Annotated in this window: 13 protein-coding genes; 10 read left to right on the top strand and 3 right to left on the bottom strand. The window is 64.3% G+C overall.

Going from position 1 to position 16,226, the window contains the following annotated elements; translation table 11 throughout:
• The first annotated feature begins 69 nt into the window (after positions 1-69).
• Positions 70-342: a hypothetical protein gene (locus Q7V31_RS00540; protein WP_304731762.1), complete on the top strand. Its 273-nt coding sequence runs from the start codon at positions 70-72 to the stop codon at positions 340-342.
• An 82-nt stretch (positions 343-424) separates the two neighbouring features.
• Here the strand turns inward: Q7V31_RS00540 and Q7V31_RS00535 are convergent, their stop codons facing one another.
• Positions 425-2,038, bottom strand: coding sequence for a phosphoenolpyruvate carboxykinase (locus Q7V31_RS00535; RefSeq protein WP_304731761.1), 1,614 nt, complete (start codon positions 2,036-2,038; stop codon positions 425-427).
• 328 nt (positions 2,039-2,366) lie between these two features.
• Positions 2,367-3,857 carry a M20 family peptidase gene (locus tag Q7V31_RS00530; protein ID WP_304731760.1) on the bottom strand — a complete coding sequence of 497 codons (1,491 nt, stop codon included), beginning with the start codon at positions 3,855-3,857 and terminating at the stop codon, positions 2,367-2,369.
• A 291-nt stretch (positions 3,858-4,148) separates the two neighbouring features.
• On the opposite strand from Q7V31_RS00530, the gene Q7V31_RS00525 reads away from it, so the two are divergent.
• The 7 genes from Q7V31_RS00525 (at position 4,149) to Q7V31_RS00495 (ending at position 12,402) form a co-directional block, all read left to right on the top strand.
• Positions 4,149-4,850, top strand: coding sequence for a response regulator transcription factor (locus tag Q7V31_RS00525; protein ID WP_304731759.1), 702 nt, complete (start codon positions 4,149-4,151; stop codon positions 4,848-4,850).
• Positions 4,851-4,912: 62 nt separating this feature from the next.
• The gene (locus tag Q7V31_RS00520) at positions 4,913-6,700 is read left to right on the top strand and encodes a sensor histidine kinase (RefSeq protein ID WP_304731758.1); all 1,788 of its coding nucleotides are present in this window, start codon (positions 4,913-4,915) and stop codon (positions 6,698-6,700) included.
• 6 nt (positions 6,701-6,706) lie between these two features.
• Positions 6,707-7,198 carry an HPr kinase/phosphorylase gene (locus Q7V31_RS00515; protein WP_304731757.1) on the top strand — a complete coding sequence of 164 codons (492 nt, stop codon included), beginning with the start codon at positions 6,707-6,709 and terminating at the stop codon, positions 7,196-7,198.
• Positions 7,199-7,361: 163 nt separating this feature from the next.
• The gene (locus Q7V31_RS00510; RefSeq protein ID WP_304731756.1) at positions 7,362-7,769 is read left to right on the top strand and encodes a PTS sugar transporter subunit IIA; all 408 of its coding nucleotides are present in this window, start codon (positions 7,362-7,364) and stop codon (positions 7,767-7,769) included.
• Positions 7,766-8,065, top strand: coding sequence for an HPr family phosphocarrier protein (locus Q7V31_RS00505; RefSeq protein ID WP_304731755.1), 300 nt, complete (start codon positions 7,766-7,768; stop codon positions 8,063-8,065). Before Q7V31_RS00510 ends, Q7V31_RS00505 begins: the two co-directional genes overlap by 4 nt.
• Before the next feature lie 182 nt (positions 8,066-8,247).
• The gene (gene ahcY, locus Q7V31_RS00500) at positions 8,248-9,666 is read left to right on the top strand and encodes an adenosylhomocysteinase (protein ID WP_304731754.1); all 1,419 of its coding nucleotides are present in this window, start codon (positions 8,248-8,250) and stop codon (positions 9,664-9,666) included.
• A 279-nt stretch (positions 9,667-9,945) separates the two neighbouring features.
• The gene (locus Q7V31_RS00495) at positions 9,946-12,402 is read left to right on the top strand and encodes a PAS-domain containing protein (RefSeq protein WP_304731753.1); all 2,457 of its coding nucleotides are present in this window, start codon (positions 9,946-9,948) and stop codon (positions 12,400-12,402) included.
• Positions 12,403-12,630: 228 nt separating this feature from the next.
• Here Q7V31_RS00495 and Q7V31_RS00490 read toward each other — a convergent pair whose 3' ends face one another.
• A complete protein-coding gene (locus Q7V31_RS00490) occupies positions 12,631-13,164 on the bottom strand; it encodes a superoxide dismutase family protein (RefSeq protein WP_304731752.1) in 534 nt (177 codons plus the stop codon).
• 189 nt (positions 13,165-13,353) lie between these two features.
• Here Q7V31_RS00490 and Q7V31_RS00485 point away from each other — a divergent pair, with 189 nt between their 5' ends.
• Positions 13,354-13,821, top strand: a complete 468-nt coding sequence (locus Q7V31_RS00485; protein ID WP_304731751.1) for a (2Fe-2S)-binding protein — start codon at positions 13,354-13,356, stop codon at positions 13,819-13,821.
• Positions 13,822-13,835: 14 nt separating this feature from the next.
• A complete protein-coding gene (locus Q7V31_RS00480) occupies positions 13,836-16,091 on the top strand; it encodes a xanthine dehydrogenase family protein molybdopterin-binding subunit (RefSeq protein ID WP_304731750.1) in 2,256 nt (751 codons plus the stop codon).
• The last annotated feature ends 135 nt before the right edge of the window (positions 16,092-16,226 follow it).

Here is a 16,226-nt window from a genome sequence, read left to right as displayed (position 1 = left end):
TTATATGACCTGTATCGATTTTGAGAAGTCGGGGGGCGTCGGATTTGTGCGACAACCGGAGAGCCAACCATGACAGGGTCGAAAAGCAGAACAGCGGAAGTCAACGAAGCGTTGAAGGAATCCTTCCCCGCCTCCGACCCGCCTGTGCTCAACACCGAAACCGCCGCGCCGGCGGCGGATGCGGCGCGCGCCGTGAAGGCGGCCGAAGAGGGGGAGGCGGAAAGAGAGGCCGAAGAGGCGGAGGTTGACGAAACGCTCGACGACAGCTTCCCGGCTTCCGACCCGCCCTCATGGACCGGAACGCATGCCGGCGACGGTCACAACCCGCCGGACAAGAAGTAAAATCCGCACCATCGGATCGCGCGCCAACGAAAAAGCCCGGAGGTTTTCCTCCGGGCTTTGTTGTCTCGTATGAAGCTTACGCTTACTCGGCGGCGCGGGCCGCGGCGGGCGCAGCGGCGCGGACGTCCGGATCGACATGCGCCTCGAACTTGGCGAAGTTGTCGATGAACATCTTGACGAGCTTCTGCGCCTGCGCGTCATAGGCATTCTTGTCGGCCCATGTGTCGCGCGGGTTGAGAATCTTGTCGTCGACACCCGGCACGCTGACGGGCACTTCAAACCCGAAATTCGGATCGGTGCGGAAGGCGACATTGTTGAGCGAGCCGTCAAGCGCGGCGGCGAGCAGCGCGCGTGTCGCCTTGATCGGCATGCGGTTGCCAGTGCCGTAGACGCCGCCGGTCCAGCCGGTGTTGACGAGCCAGCACGACACCTTGTGCTCGGCGATCAGCGCCCGCAGCAGGTTGCCATATTCGGTTGGATGGCGCGACATGAAGGGCGCGCCGAAGCAGGTCGAGAAGGTCGCTTCCGGTTCCGTCACACCCTTTTCGGTGCCGGCCACTTTCGCGGTATAGCCCGACAGGAAGTGATACATGGCCTGGCTCGGCGTCAGCCGCGCCACCGGCGGCAACACGCTGAAGGCGTCGGCCGTCAGCATGATGATGTTCTTCGGATGCGGCGCGCGGCCGGTGGGGCTGGCATTCGGAATGAAGGACAGCGGATAGGCACCGCGGCTGTTTTCGGCCAGCGCCGCGCTGTCGAGATCGAGTTCGCGTGTGTCCTCGTCCATCACGACGTTTTCGAGCACGGTGCCGAAACGCTTGGTGACGGCATAAATCTCGGGTTCGGCTTCGGCCGACAGTTTGATCATCTTGGCATAGCAGCCGCCTTCGAAGTTGAAGACGCCGTTTTCCGACCAGCCATGCTCGTCGTCGCCGACCAGTGTGCGCGTTGCGACCGCCGAGAGCGTCGTCTTGCCGGTGCCCGAAAGACCGAAGAAGATCGCCGTGTCGCCGGCTTCGCCGACATTGGCCGAGCAATGCATCGGCATCACGCGCTTGGGCGGCAATTCGTAGTTGAGCATCGAAAAGACCGACTTCTTGATTTCGCCCGCATAGGATGTCCCGCCGATCAGCACGATGCGCCTGTCGAAGTTGCAGGCAATGACCGTGCCTGTGCGCACGCCGTATTTGGCGGGGTCGGCCTCGAAACTCGGCAGATCGATGATGGTGAATTCCGGGATGAAGTCGTCGAGCTCCTCCGGCTTCGGCTCGATCAGCAGGTTCTGGATGAAGAGCGAGTGCCAGGCAAATTCGGTATAGACGCGGGTCGCGAGGCGGTGGGTTTCGTCGGCGCCGCCGAAAAGGTCCTGGATGAAGAGTTCCTTGCCCTCGGCGTGTTTCAGCATGTCGGCGTGGAGGAGGTCGAAGGCTTCCGTCGACATCGACTTGTTGTTGTCCCACCAGACGGTCTTTTCGGTGGAGGCGTCGCGGACGATGAACTTGTCCTTGGCGGAGCGGCCGGTATGGACGCCGGTCTTGACGACGAACGGTCCATCAGCGGCGACATGGCCCTCGTTCCGTTTTATCGCTTCTTCGTAAAGCGCGGCGGGGCGGTAGTTCCAGTGCGCGGCCGCGAGATTTTTGAAGCCGCTTTTGTCGGCGCCGAAACGGCTGATTATGGGCCCGGTCTGTTTCACAATTCTCTCCTCGTGATCCCGAGAGGCCCGATCGGGCCGTCTGGCTTGTTCGCTTCCCCATCGTCCGGTTCCGGAAATTTCGCCGGGCGATCATTGTCGCGCCGGTCCGGCCGGCGTGCCTCTCATCCGCTGAAAATATAGCAAACCCCGGGCCAGAAGCCCCGGTCCCTCTCCAGTCGGTCGGAAATTCGGCGCCAACATACTGGCCGCCCCTGCCGGGCGCAACCGCTTTGCAGGCCACGTCCAAAGGGTGCGGCGAAGCGCCCGCGCTGCCCGGAAAACGGCGGGAATGATACAAAAAGCGGCAGGTTTAACCTTGAAACCGGCTCTATTCGGCGCCCGGCTCCATGGCTTCGATCAGCCGGACATAGAAGGCCACCGCCTCCCCCATATTGGCGACCGAAACTCTTTCATTGGTACCGTGGAAGCGCGCCATGTCGTCGGGGCTCATATGGATCGGGATGAAGCGGAAGACATTGTCGGTGATCGGCAGGTAGTGGCGCGAATCCGTGCCGCCGACGACGAGATAGGGCACGGTGATCGTGCCGGGAAAGCTTTCGCCAATCACGCGCGTCAGCAATCTGTATCCGTCGCCCTCGATGTTCGACACCTGCGACGCCTCGCGGATGCCGTCCAGCGGTTCGACTTTCACGTCCGGATCGTCGATCGCCGCGCGCACATGCGCGATGATCTTCTCGGCATTGTCGCGCGGATGGATACGGAAATTGACGACCGCGCGCGCTTCCGGCGGCAGCACATTTTCCTTGTTGCCGCCTTCGATGATCGTCGGCGCAATCGTCGTATGTATCTGCGCGGCGCTGGTCGGGCTCTTCTCCATCACACCGCGCACCACCGGTTCGAAGAGCCAGAGATTGGCATAGACCATACGCTGCAGGAACGGCACACCCGGCGCCAGATCCTCGATCATCCATCGCGTCGCGCCGTCGAGCCTGCTCTTGAACGGAGCATCGCCGATCCGCTCCAGCGCGCGGGCGAGCCGCCCGATGGCCGTTTCCGCGGCGGGCGAGGGCATTGACGAGTGGCCGCCGCGCGAATAGGCGACGATGTCGAGCGAGATCGAGCCCTTCTCGGCGACGCCAATCATCGCCACCGGCGCCGTCACACCCGGCAGCAGTCCATGTCCGATCACACCGCCTTCGTCGTTGACCCAATGCAGCTTCACACCGCGTTCCTGCAGTGCCGTCGCGATCGCCTTGTTGCCGGTGCCGCCGCCGATTTCCTCGTCATGCCCGAACGCGAACATGATAGTGCGCGTCGGCCGGAAATCCTTCGCCGCCAGCATCTCGGCCGCTTCCACCATGGCGACGAGCGAGGCCTTTGTATCGATGGTGCCGCGTCCCCAGACAAAACCATCGGCGATCGTGCCGGCAAAGGGCGCTTGTTCCCAGCGGTCCTCGGTGCCCGGTGCGATCGGCACGACATCGAGATGCGACATCAGCAGCACCGGGTCGAGCGCGGCGTCCGTTCCCTGCCATGTATAGAGAAGGCTGAAGCCGCCGAAAATTTCGCGCGATGTGGCGGCGGTGAAGGCGGGGTAGGTCGCGGTCAGCCAGTCGCGGAAGCCCGTCATTGCCGCTTCCGAGCGCACGACATCTTCGGCCGCCGCGCCGCGCTGATGCGAGATCGTCTCGAAACGTACGGCTTGGGCAAGATGCGCGGCCGCCCGCTCGGCGTCGATGCTGGCCGCGTCCCCGGCCGCCGCGACATCGAGCGCCGGCACCATCAGCGTCCGGCCGACGAGAACCGCGACCAGCAGGATGAAGAGCCCGGCCAGCCCGGCAAGTACGCGCTTCAGCATGATATTCCCCCCTCGATGGCCGCTTCCCGGCTTTGGTGTGTCCGCCTACTCATGGCTGCCCGGCACTTCCTTTGTCAAATCGGTACAATGCGGTCCGCGCGGGGCATGGCATGTGAAACATCAACCCCTTATACTGCCGCCATATTTTGGGCCAAAAGCATGCCTAAGCCTCGTCGCCGCGCTGGGTGGCGTTCGAAAGCGGGGTACGCGATGGATGAGGTCCGGAACGAGATGAGCGGAATTGGGCCCGACCTACAAAAGGGCTTGGAGTGTCAAAAGGGACAGGGGCAAATGCCGACCATTGCGCTGGTCGACGACGACCGCAACATTCTGACCTCGGTGAGCATCGCGCTCGAAGCCGAGGGCTATCACGTCCAGACCTACACCGATGGCGCGGCGGCGTTGGCAGGACTGTCGGCCAACCCACCCGATGTCGCCGTCTTCGACATCAAGATGCCGCGTATGGACGGCATTGAGTTGCTGCGCCGCTTGCGCCAGAAGTCCGACCTGCCGGTGATCTTCCTCACCTCCAAGGATGACGAGATCGACGAATTGTTCGGCCTCAAGATGGGTGCCGACGATTACATCACCAAGCCTTTCTCGCAGCGCCTGCTGGTGGAGCGCGTCAAGGCGGTATTGCGCCGCGTCGCCCCCAAAACCGAAGGCACACCTGCCGAAGGGGCGGTCAATCAGGTGATGGAACGCGGTTCTCTGCTGCTCGATCCGGAGCGTCACACCTGCACCTGGTGCGGCAAGCAAGTCGTCCTGACGGTTACGGAGTTCCTGATCCTGCAGGCATTGGCTCAGCGTCCCGGCTACGTCAAGAGCCGCGATGCGCTGATGGATGCAGCTTACGACGATCAGGTCTATGTCGACGACCGCACCATCGACAGCCACATCAAGCGCCTGCGCAAGAAGTTCAAGGAAGCCGACGACGATTTCGACGCCATCGAAACGCTTTATGGCGTCGGCTATCGCTACCGCGAGGCCTGAAAACCGTCGTCGATACGGATGCGCAAAGCCGCATTGCGACACGCAAGGGCCGAAGAGATGTCATGGCGAGCCTGATCGAGGATGAGAGCGAGGATGGTGGGCGCATCGAGCCCGCCGGCGCGCCTCATGCGGCGGTGCCGTTCGCCCGGCTCTCGGCCTCGGCGATGCGGGCGCTTGCCGCCTTTCGCGGCTTTCTGGCGCGCGGCCGTTTTTCAAGTCTCACGCGCCGCATCGTTGCTTTCAATGTCGCCGCGCTTTTTGTTCTTCTGACCGGCATTCTCTACCTCAACCAGTTTCGCGAAGGACTGATCGACGCCCGCCGCCAGAGCCTTCTGACACAGGCTGAAATCATTGCCGGCGCCATTGCGCAGGGCGCAACCTCGACGCCGGACGCCCAGGTGATCGATCCGCTTTCGTCGAGCCGCATCGGCGCGCCGCCGCCGCTCGATGCCGGCGATCTGGCCGAAAAAGCGCTGCCGATCGTTCCGGAAAACGCGGCGCCCATCCTTCGGCGTCTCGTTCTGCCGACCCAGACCCGGGCCCGGCTCTATGACAAGGATGGTTGGCTCATTCTCGATTCGCGTCAGCTCTCGGCCTCCGGGCAGGTTGTCGCTTTCGAACTGCCGCCGCCCGAAGGCGCCGAAGATCCGGGCTTTTTTCAAGGTATCGCCGACCGGATAATGAGCGTCCTGCCGGGTCGTGATCTCGAACGCTTCCGCGAAGCGGGCAGCCAGAACGGCAGCATGTATGCCGAGGTCATCGGCGCGCTGTCAGGCACGCCGTCCAGCATGGAACGCGTCAATGATCGCGGCGAGTTGATCGTCTCGGTTGCCGTGCCGATCCAGCGCTATCGCGCGGTGCTCGGTGCGCTGATGCTCTCGACACGTGGCGGCGATATCGACGCCATCGTCCGTGCCGAACGTTTTGCGATTGTGCAGGTCTTCATGGTTGCGCTGGGGGTCACCATCCTGCTCTCTGTCGTGCTTGCCGGTACGATCGCCGAGCCGGTGCGCCGTCTGGCGCAGGCCGCCGAGATCGTCCGCCGCGGCAAGAATGCGCGTGCCCAGATCCCGGACTTCACCGGCCGCCGGGACGAGATCGGCGAGTTGTCGGGCTCGCTGCGCGACATGACCAACGCACTTTACAGTCGCATCGACGCCATCGAAAGCTTCGCAGCCGATGTTGCACATGAGCTGAAGAATCCGTTGACCTCTCTTCGCAGTGCCATCGAAACCTTTCGCCTGGCGAAGGACGACGCCGCCAAGGAGCGTTTGATGCAGATTATTCAGGACGATGTACGTCGTATCGACCGGTTGATCAGCGACATTTCCAATGCCTCTCGTCTCGACGCCGAGTTGTCGCGCGAGGAAATGGAAGATGTGAATATCGTGACGCTGCTCGAAACCGTCTGCGATCTTTTCACCGAAACCGGCGTCGCCAGCCACGCTCGCGTTTCACTTGAAATCGATCCGGACGCACCCCGGGAGCGGATGAAAGTCAAGGGTTTCGACATGCGGCTCGGCCAGGTTCTGCGCAACCTGATCGATAATGCTTTGTCCTTCAGCCCGCCACGCGGCGTTATTCGCGTTTCGGCCGCGCGCGGGCGAGGGCGCATCGTCATCCGTGTCGAAGACGACGGCCCCGGCATTCCGCCTGACAGCGTCGAGCGTATCTTCGATCGCTTCCACACCGACCGACCGGACAGTTTTGGCAAACATTCGGGCCTGGGCCTCGCTATTTCGCGCCAGATTGTCGAGGTGCATGGCGGGACCATCCGCGCCGGCAACCGGATGGATGGTGACAAGATTCTCGGTGCCAGTTTCACCGTCGACCTGCCAGCGGCGGATTGACGCATCATGACTTCCTCCGCCACGCCGCCGAACGATGACGCTCTTTATATGCACGCCACATGCGTTCTCTGCGGCGCCCGGGCCTTGTTGCTGCGCGGGCCGTCCGGTGCCGGCAAATCCGATCTGGCCTTTCGTCTGATACGCGCCGATGCGGCGGGTGAAACGCGCCTCGTTGCCGACGATCAGGTGCGGCTCGTCCGGGATGGTGATCGTCTTGTCGCCTCGGCGCCTGTGGCGCTGGCCGGTCTCATCGAATTGCGCGGCCTCGGCCTTGTGACGGTGCCGAGCGCGGCGCGGGGCGCCGTCGCGCTGATCGTCGATCTGGTGCCGCGCGAGGCCGTGCCGCGCCTCGCCGAGCCGCGGCATGAGGAAATCGCCGGCCTGTCGCTACCGGTGCTGTCAATCCATGCCTTCGACGCGACAACGCCCGAAAAGCTCCGTCTCGCACTGGCCGCGATCCCGGATGCCGGCTTTCCCGGCGCCGACGGGCGCCTGTGATCCCGAAATTCAGGTTCTTGAAAAAGCGTCATTCCGATGCCGATTGTTGCATCGCAGCGCTTGTCATTGACGCCGGAATGAGGTCACGATACGCCCCTCGCAGGGGTGCGGTATCGCCGCCCCGTCGCCTTTGGCGGACGGGCAGCGGCAAAGAGGGCGGTCGATGATCGGATTGGTACTTGTAACGCATGGTCAACTGGCCAGCCAGTTTGTCGCCGCAATGGAGCATGTCGTCGGCGCCCAGGCGCAGGTCGCGGCCATCAGCATTGGCCCCGATGACGATATGGAGCAGCGCCGCAAGGACATCCTGAAAGCCGTTGCGGCAGCCGATTCCGGCGATGGCGTCATCCTGCTGACCGACATGTTCGGCGGCACACCGTCCAATCTGGCGATTTCGGTGATGGACAAGGCGAAGGTCGAAGTGATTGCCGGCGTCAATCTGCCGATGTTGATCAAGCTCGCCAGTGTGCGCGACACGGCAAGCCTTGGCGACGCTGTCGATCAGGCGCAGGAATCGGGCCGCAAATACATCTCGATCGCCAGCCGGGTTCTGGCGGGCGAAGGCACGTGACAGTCGAAAGCGGCGGGGCATCGCGTCCTGCATCCCGGCTTCTGAACATCGTCAACACCCGCGGCCTTCATGCCCGCGCCTCGGCGAAGTTCGTGCAGGTCGCCGAACAGTTCGATGCTGAAATCCGCGTCTCCCGCGAAGGCCATACGGTGCCCGGCACATCGATCATGGGCCTGATGATGCTGGCCGCATCGCCCGGCTGCTGCATCCTGGTCGAGGCAGAGGGCGCCGACGCCGAAGCCGCGCTCTCGGCCCTCGAAGCGCTCGTTTCGGACGGCTTCGGCGAGCGCGATTGAGGGATTTCGCCAATTCCGGTCTCGCGAAACAGGGCATATAAAGATTTCTTTATATCTGCCTTGCCCCTTTCGCTCTCCATTGCTATAACCACCCCGAACCGGCCGCCCTGCGGGCCGGGGCGCAGCGTTGCGCCGCCCGCGCCGCCAGCCTGAAATCAAGCCCTCCGAAGGAGCCCTGCCCCATGAGCCAAGCCGCAAAAGCCGATCCGCGCGACTACGCGATCAAGGACATCAATCTCGCCGATTGGGGCCGCAAGGAAATCGACATCGCCGAAACCGAAATGCCGGGCCTGATGGCGACGCGCGAGGAGTTCGGGGCGCAGAAGCCGCTGAAGGGCGCCCGCATCGCCGGCTCGCTGCACATGACCATCCAGACCGCCGTGCTGATCGAAACGCTGGCCGAACTCGGCGCCGACATCCGCTGGGCCTCGTGCAACATCTATTCGACGCAGGATCACGCGGCGGCGGCCATTGCCGCGCGCGGCATTCCGGTCTTCGCCATCAAGGGCGAAAACCTCGAAGACTACTGGGAATACACCCACCGTATTTTCGAATGGTCGGATGGCGGCGCGCCCAACATGATCCTCGACGATGGCGGCGACGCAACGCTCCTCATCCATCTCGGCAAGCGCGCGGAAGAAGGCGACGTCGCTTTCCTCGAGACGCCGGGCAACGAGGAAGAGGAAATCCTCTTCGCCGCCATCAAGCGCCGCCTGAAGCACAAGCCCGGTTTCTACGGCCAGATCGCAAAAAGCGTGAAGGGCGTGACGGAGGAAACCACCACTGGCGTCCATCGTCTCTATGAAATGCAGAAGAAGGGCACGCTGCTCTGGCCGGCCATCAACGTCAATGACAGCGTCACCAAGTCGAAATTCGACAATCTCTATGGCTGCCGTGAATCGCTGGTCGACGGTATCCGTCGCGCCACCGACGTGATGATGTCGGGCAAGGTCGGCGTCGTCGCCGGCTTCGGCGATGTCGGCAAGGGCTCGGCCGCTTCACTGCGTCAGGCCGGCTGCCGTGTCATCGTTACCGAAATCGATCCGATCTGCGCGCTCCAGGCGGCGATGGAAGGCTATGAAGTGACGACGATGGATGAAGCCGCACCGCGCGGCGACATCTTCGTCACGACGACGGGCAATATCGACGTCATCACCGTCGACCACATGCGCAAGATGAAACACCGCGCCATCGTCTGCAACATCGGCCACTTCGACAGCGAGATCCAGATCGGCGGCTTGCGCAACCTCAAGTGGCACAACGTCAAGCCGCAGGTCGACGAGATCGAGTTTCAGGACGGCAAGCGCATCATCCTGCTGGCCGAGGGTCGTCTGGTGAACCTTGGCTGCGGCACCGGCCATCCGAGCTTTGTCATGTCGGCCTCCTTCACCAATCAGACGCTGGCCCAGATCGAGCTCTGGACGAAGCCCGGCGACTACGACAAGAAGGTCTATGTGCTGCCGAAGTCGCTCGACGAGAAGGTTGCCATGCTGCATCTGGCCAAGATCGGCGTGAAGCTCGAAAAGCTGAACGACAAGCAGGCGGCCTATATCGGCGTCGCGCAGCAGGGCCCTTTCAAAGCCGAAAGCTACCGTTACTGATCGGCCGCGACGCATGATTTGATATGGAAAAGCCCGGCCGCATCGCCGGGCTTTTTTCTGTCCTTTTTCGCGACACATCGGCTGATCGTGTAATATGACCGCCGCCGGCTGATTTGCGGGCGATCGGGTCTTGTGCTCTCCGGGGGGCGACCCTGAGTCGGGAAATGTGGCATGAGGGCGCGAAAACGCCGTTCAGGGATGGGGAAGCTTGCCGCGGGCCTTGGGTCCGCGTTGATCCCCTCTGCCGCCGCGGCCCAGGAAATTGTGCCGCGTGGCTTGATGGACCGCCTGACCGCCATTGGCCTGCCGCCGGAAGCGGCCGCCGATCCGGCTGTTGCGGCCGTCTATGCGGTGGCTGGCGGCATTGCCTTTGTCGGGGCGCTAGCCGCCATTACGGGCCTGCGCGCCGCCCGCGCCGCGCGCCGGGTGGCGCTTGAACGCGAGGCACGTATCGGCGCGCTGGCCGCCAGGCTCGACGCCGCTGAAGCAATACTGGCCGCCGAGCCCGACGCGGTTTTCATCTGGACGCCCGAAAGTCTGCGCGCCGCGCCCGGGACCTTCCAGGCCCGTCCCCGCATCGTCGGCTCGACGGCGACGCTGGTCGATCCCTCCTCGGGCGATCTCGATTTCAACTATCTGCTGACCAGGCTCGAGCCCGAAAACGCCGGCCGTCTCAACACGGCGGTTCAGCGCCTGCGCACCCGCGGCGCGCGCTTTTCGCTTCATGTGCAATCGACCGACGGGCGCACCTTCGAGGCCGAAGGCCGGCCGGCTGGCGCGCTGGCCGTGCTCTGGTTGCGCGACGTCTCGGGCGAGCGGGCCGAGGTCTCGCGCCTGAAGGACCGTCTGCGCAGCGCCGAAGCCGCGCGCGCCCGCTTCGAGGAACAATTGACCACGGTGCCGCTGCCGGCCTGGCGGCGCGATACGGACGGAAAGCTCACCTGGGTCAACACCGCCTATGCCGAAGCGGTCGATGCGGCCTCGCCGGAAGAAGCGGTGATGAAGGGCCTCGAACTGCTGAACGAGGAAACGCTCTCGGTTCTGCGCCGTGGCCTTTTCGATCGCCCGCGCGCCCGCGAGCGCAGCCGCGCCATCATGGCCGGCGAGCGCCGCACGCTCGACATCGTCGAACAGCGCGTCGACGGCGGTGTCGCCGGCATCGCCATCGACGTCTCGGCGCTCGACGGAGCGGAAAGCGAACTCCGCCGTCACATCGAAAGCCATGCCGCGACGCTCGACCGGGTGACGACGGCGGTGGCGATCTGCGGGCCGGACAAGCGCCTCGCCTTCCACAACCGGGCCTTCGAAACGCTCTGGGGTCTCGATGCGCAATGGCTCGATCAGGGCCCGTCGGACGGCGAAATTCTCGACGAACTGCGCGCCCGCCGCCGCCTGCCCGAACAGGCGAATTTCCAGGTCTGGAAACAGGCCCGCATGGAGCTCTACACCTCGCCCGATCCGGTCGAGGAATTCTGGCACCTGCCCGACGGCCGCACGATCAAGCTGATCGGTCAGGCACATCCCTTCGGTGGCGTCGTCTATCTCTACGAAAACATCACCGAGCGGCTCAATCTCGAAAGCAGCTACAACACGCTGGCCAGCGTGCAGCGCGAAACGATCGACCACCTTTATGAAGGTGTGGCCGTTTTCGGTTCCGACGGCCGCCTGAAACTCTCGAACCCGGCCTTCGCCCGCATCTGGAATTTCGACATCGCCAGCCTCGAGGGCGAACCGCATGTCAACGAGCTTGCCACGATCGCCCACGCGCTGATCGACGGCGTGCCGGAAGTGCCCGGTGTCATTGCCGGCATCACCAGCGCCTCGGCCACGCGCGCGCAATCGACGGGCCGCCTCAACCGGCCGGACGCCACCGTCATCGACTATGCGCAGGTGCCGCTGCCCGATGGCGCCACGCTGATGACCTTCGTCGACGTCACGGATTCGATTCAGATCGAAAAGGCCCTGCGCGAGCGCAACGACGCGCTCGAAACGGCCGACCGCCTGAAGTCGGAATTCATCAGCCACGTCTCCTACCAGCTGCGCACGCCGTTGACCAACATTCTCGGCTTCGGCGAAATTCTCGAAGCCGAAATGTTCGGTGCCCTCAATCCGCGTCAGCACGAATACATGCAGGGCATTCTCGAAAGCTCCGAAACGCTGATCGACGTCGTCAACGACATTCTCGATCTGGCGGTCATCGAAGCCGGCGCCATGACGCTCGATCTCTCCGATGTCGAATTGTCGGAAGTGATTTATGCGACCGAGGAATTTGCCCAGCGCCCGGCGCAGAAAAACAAGGTCGTGCTGAAGGTCGACTGCCCGAAGGACATCGGCATCGTCCGCGCCGACGAAAAACGCATCAAGCAGATCATGATCAACCTCTTGTCGAACGCACTGGCCTTCACCAGTCCCGGCGACACCATCACGGTCGGCGCGGCGCGTTTCGAGAACTCGGTCGAACTCTGGGTCGCCGACACCGGCGACGGCATCAAGCCGGAATTCCAGTCCAACGTCTTCGACCGTTTCGAGGCCCATGCAACGGGCGACCGCCGCCGCGGCGCCGGCCTCGGCCTCAGCCTCGTGCATTCCTTTGTCGAATTGCATGGCGGCTGGGTGACACTGGAATCGACGCCCGGCATCGGCACCCGCGTCGCCTGCCATCTCCCCGTCCGCGCCGCGCCACCGGCCCGCATCGCCCCCGCGCCCGACGCGCCGACAAGGGCCGAAGTGGGCTAGGGCGAGCGGGAAAATCCGCAAGCGGATGGTCTCGTTCACCGTCTCTCGTTCGGAAAGAGGGAAGAGGCCCTCTACAAAAAAATCCGGTAAGGCACCGCCTGTCTGTCCGGCCCCTTGACCTGGAACGCGGCGCCGCGCTCGAATTCGCGCCTCAGCCGTTCGGCCATCGGAAATTTCTCGCCCACGCCGACCCGGTAGCGGGTCATTATTCAACCGAAAAATACTGGCCTATTCGGCGCGCTCCAGCACCGCGCAGGCGACCCGCGCCCCGGCGCCGCCGATCGGCTGGCTCACATGATCGTCCGCCGCCTCATGGATCACGATCGCCGCGCCGTCGGCATCGAAAAGGGCGGCGCGCCCGTCCGCGCCGTCGAAGCTGACCAGCGCCGAAAACATCTCGGCCTTGCCGGTCCCGTCCTCATGCACATGGAGGTTCGGCAGGTCGCCAAAGTCGGGGCCGTCGCGGTTGAGCAGCCCGTGCGGCGCCTTGTCGCTCTCATGCGCGTGGTTGAGATGGCCGCCGGAAGCCATGAACTTCTCGTCCGAACAATCGCCGGTGGCGTGGAAATGAACCCCGTGCCAGCCGGGCGCGAGGCCTTCCACCTCGATTCGCAGCAGCACGCCGGTCGGCCCTTCGCTGAGATCGGCCGAGCCGGCTTCTTTCCCGTCGGCGCTCATGAATTGTCCGGCGGCGAGCCGCGGATCGGCCAGCGCGCCGCTGGCAAGAAGAGTGAACAGGGCGGCAAGAGCGGCAACACGCATCGGGACCTCCGGAAACGGCAGACAAACCTCGACAAAACATAGACCGCCGCGCCCCCGGCGCCCAGCCCGGCCATCACAAAACCGTGACCGCCAAATCGAGGCTGGATACCGAATGACCGAAATGGTAAAACCGGTCAGTCACGGCGACCGCGACCCCGCGCCCGCCCCCAAACCGCCGGAGGAACCCCCATGTCCGTCACGCTGCGCGTCAACGGCACCCTTCACGAGCTCGACATCGAGCCCGACATGCCGCTCCTCTGGGCGCTCCGCGACGAGATCGGCCTCACCGGCACCAAGTTCGGCTGCGGCGTCGCCGCCTGCGGCGCCTGCACGGTTCATGTCGACGGCGTTGCGATGCGCAGCTGCGTCACCCCGGTCGAAGCGGTCGACGGCGCCGACATCGTGACCATTGAAGGACTGGCCGCATCCGCCGGCGCTGCCGAGGGCATGCTGAGCGCCCTCCAGCAGGCCTGGATCGAGGCGCAGGTGCCGCAATGCGGTTACTGCCAGTCCGGCATGCTGATGGCGGTTTCGGCGCTGATCGCCGAAACTCCTCAGCCTACGGATGAAGAGATTGACACGGCGATCACCAATATCTGCCGCTGCGGCACCTATCCGCGCGTCCGCGCCGCCATCCGTTCCGTCACCGCCGCCTGAGGGAGAACAGCATCATGGCCATCGAACTCAAAAAGCCCTCGCGTCGTCAATTGCTGGTCGCGGGCGGCATCGCCGGCGGCGGCCTGCTGCTCGGCGTCGCCGTATCGGGTCCCTCGCGCCGCGGCCTCGCCGACAAGCTGGCAGCCGAAGACGGCGAACGCTTCGTCACCACCTGGCTGAAGATCTCGCCCGACAACATTGTCACCGTCTATGTCCCCCATTCCGACATGGGCCAGGGTCCCATCACCGCACTTGCGATGATGGCGGCCGAAGAACTCGAGGCCGACTGGTCGCTGGTCCGCGCCGAACAGGCGCCGGCCGAGAAAGCCTTCGCCAACGAGGCGCTGGGCAACCGCTTCCTCGATGGCGATGCCGTGCCGCCGATGCTGAAAGGCGTCACCGCCGCCACCTGGACCAAGGTCGCGCAGTTCATGAACCTGCAGGTCACCGGCGGCTCCATGGCCGTGCGCTATACCGGCCATCACGGCATGCGCGTCACCGGCGCGGCCGCGAAAGACATGATGGTCAAGGCCGCCGCCGCCCGCTGGGGCGTCTCGCCGGCGCAATGCACGGCCGCCATGAGCATGGTCAAGGGCCCGAACGGCCAGTCCGCCACTTACGGCGAGCTGGCGGCCGACGCGGCGGATTATTCGCCTTCCGCCGCGCCGAAGCTGAAAGCCAAAAAGGACTACACCATCGTCGGCACGGCGCGCCCCCGCTTCGACATTCCGGCCAAGGTCGACGGCTCGGCAATGTATGGCGTCGATGCCCGCCCCGAAGGTCTTCTCTATGCGGCGGTCCATCTCGCCCCGGTTTTCGGCAGCACCGTCGCCGCCTACGACGCATCGGAAATCCTCACCCGCCGCGGCGTCAAACAGGTCGTCGACTTTCCCGGCGGCGTCGCCGTCATCGCCGACAATTACTGGCGCGCCAAGGAAGCCGCGCTTGCCCTCGACGTGACCTTCGACACCAAGGGCAACGAAGCGATCTCGTCGGAAACGATTTTCGCCGGTCACGACGCGGCGCTTGATGCCGGCAAGAGCGACAAGGATTTCGAAACCGGCAACGCCCCCCGCGCCTTCGAAGGTGCCACCCGCGTGGTCGAAGCATCCTACCGCGTGCCTTACCTGGCCCATGCCTGCATGGAGCCGATGAACTGCACCATCTGGATCCGCGACGGCAAGGCCGATGTCTGGCTCGGCGTGCAGGACCCGCTCGGCGCCCGCGCCCGCATCGCCGAAATCGCCGGTCTCGACTTCGACAATGTGACGCTGCATCCGATGCTGCTCGGCGGCGGTTTCGGCCGCCGCATCCCGATCCGCGCCGGCTTCTTCGATTTCCCGAGCGAGATCGACTTCGCCGCGATCATCGCAAAAGAGGTCGCCGCGCCGGTGAAGCTGATCTACACCCGCGAGGACGACATCCAGCACGACGCCTATCGCATCGCTTCGACCTCGCGCCTGCGCGCCGCGCTCGACGACAAGGGCATGCCGCTCGCCTGGGAAAACCGCTATGTCCACAAGGACGAGCCCGGCGAGGCCCCGCACATTCCCTATAATGTGCCCAACCAGTCGATCCGTTTTGTCGAGATCGACAATCCGGTGCCGCGCGGCCCCTGGCGTTCGGTCGCCCACACCCAGCACACCTTCTTCAACGAAAGCTTCGTCGACGAACTGGCGCATGAAGCGGGGCAGGACCCCTTCGAATATCGCCGCGCCATGCTGAAGGACCAGCCCCGTCATCTGGCGGTGCTGGAACTGGCCGCCGAAAAAGCCGGTTGGGGCCGCCCGCTTCCTGCCGGCCACGCCCACGGCATCGCCATCCAGCAAAGCTTCGGCTCGATCGTCGCCGAGGTTGCCGAAATCTCGATCGTCGAGCCCGGCGAAGTGAAGGTCCACCGCGTCACCGCCGCGGTCGATTGCGGCGAGGTCATCCATCCGGACACGGCGGCCCAGCAGGTCGAGTCGGCGATCATCTACGGCCTCACCGCTGCGCTCTTCGGCGAGATCAGCATCGAAGGTGGCGCCGTCGCGCAGTCGAACTTCACCGACTACGAAATGCTGAAGCTGGCCGACACGCCCGAGATCGCCGTCCACTTCATCGAAAGCGGTGCGCCGCTGGGCGGCCTCGGCGAGCCCGGCACCCCGCCGATCTCGGCCGCGGTCGCCAACGCCGTCTTCTCGCTGACCGGCCAGCGCATCCGCCAACTGCCGCTGAAGAACCACAAACTCTCCCCCGCCTCCGGCCAGTTCGCCCGCGCGGCGGACTAGGTTCTGTACTCATAAAGGGATTCCGCTGACAGGCGAAGCGTGATTCACTTTCTCTCTCGGTTTTCTGGGAGGGAGAGATGGGACGGTTCGATCTGAGCGATGCGGAATGGGCTTTAATCAAGCCTTTGTTGCCGA

It is taken from the genome of Parvibaculum sp. (assembly GCF_030651915.1).
GTDB lineage: Bacteria > Pseudomonadota > Alphaproteobacteria > Parvibaculales > Parvibaculaceae > Parvibaculum.
The sequence above is the reverse complement of the archived record's forward strand: the minus strand, read 5'-3'. Positions and strand labels throughout refer to the sequence as shown.

Excerpts from the sequence above, each read along its gene's own strand:
- Q7V31_RS00540 (WP_304731762.1), top strand. The coding sequence starts at position 70 with ATGACAGGGTCGAAAAGCAGAACAGCGGAAGTCAACGAAGCGTTGAAG.
- Q7V31_RS00530 (WP_304731760.1), bottom strand. The coding sequence starts at position 3,857 with ATGCTGAAGCGCGTACTTGCCGGGCTGGCCGGGCTCTTCATCCTGCTG.
- Q7V31_RS00525 (WP_304731759.1), top strand. The coding sequence starts at position 4,149 with ATGCCGACCATTGCGCTGGTCGACGACGACCGCAACATTCTGACCTCG.
- Q7V31_RS00520 (WP_304731758.1), top strand. The coding sequence starts at position 4,913 with ATGGCGAGCCTGATCGAGGATGAGAGCGAGGATGGTGGGCGCATCGAG.
- Q7V31_RS00515 (WP_304731757.1), top strand. The coding sequence starts at position 6,707 with ATGACTTCCTCCGCCACGCCGCCGAACGATGACGCTCTTTATATGCAC.
- Q7V31_RS00510 (WP_304731756.1), top strand. The coding sequence starts at position 7,362 with ATGATCGGATTGGTACTTGTAACGCATGGTCAACTGGCCAGCCAGTTT.
- ahcY (WP_304731754.1), top strand. The coding sequence starts at position 8,248 with ATGAGCCAAGCCGCAAAAGCCGATCCGCGCGACTACGCGATCAAGGAC.
- Q7V31_RS00495 (WP_304731753.1), top strand. The coding sequence starts at position 9,946 with ATGGACCGCCTGACCGCCATTGGCCTGCCGCCGGAAGCGGCCGCCGAT.
- Q7V31_RS00490 (WP_304731752.1), bottom strand. The coding sequence starts at position 13,164 with ATGCGTGTTGCCGCTCTTGCCGCCCTGTTCACTCTTCTTGCCAGCGGC.
- Q7V31_RS00485 (WP_304731751.1), top strand. The coding sequence starts at position 13,354 with ATGTCCGTCACGCTGCGCGTCAACGGCACCCTTCACGAGCTCGACATC.
- Q7V31_RS00480 (WP_304731750.1), top strand. The coding sequence starts at position 13,836 with ATGGCCATCGAACTCAAAAAGCCCTCGCGTCGTCAATTGCTGGTCGCG.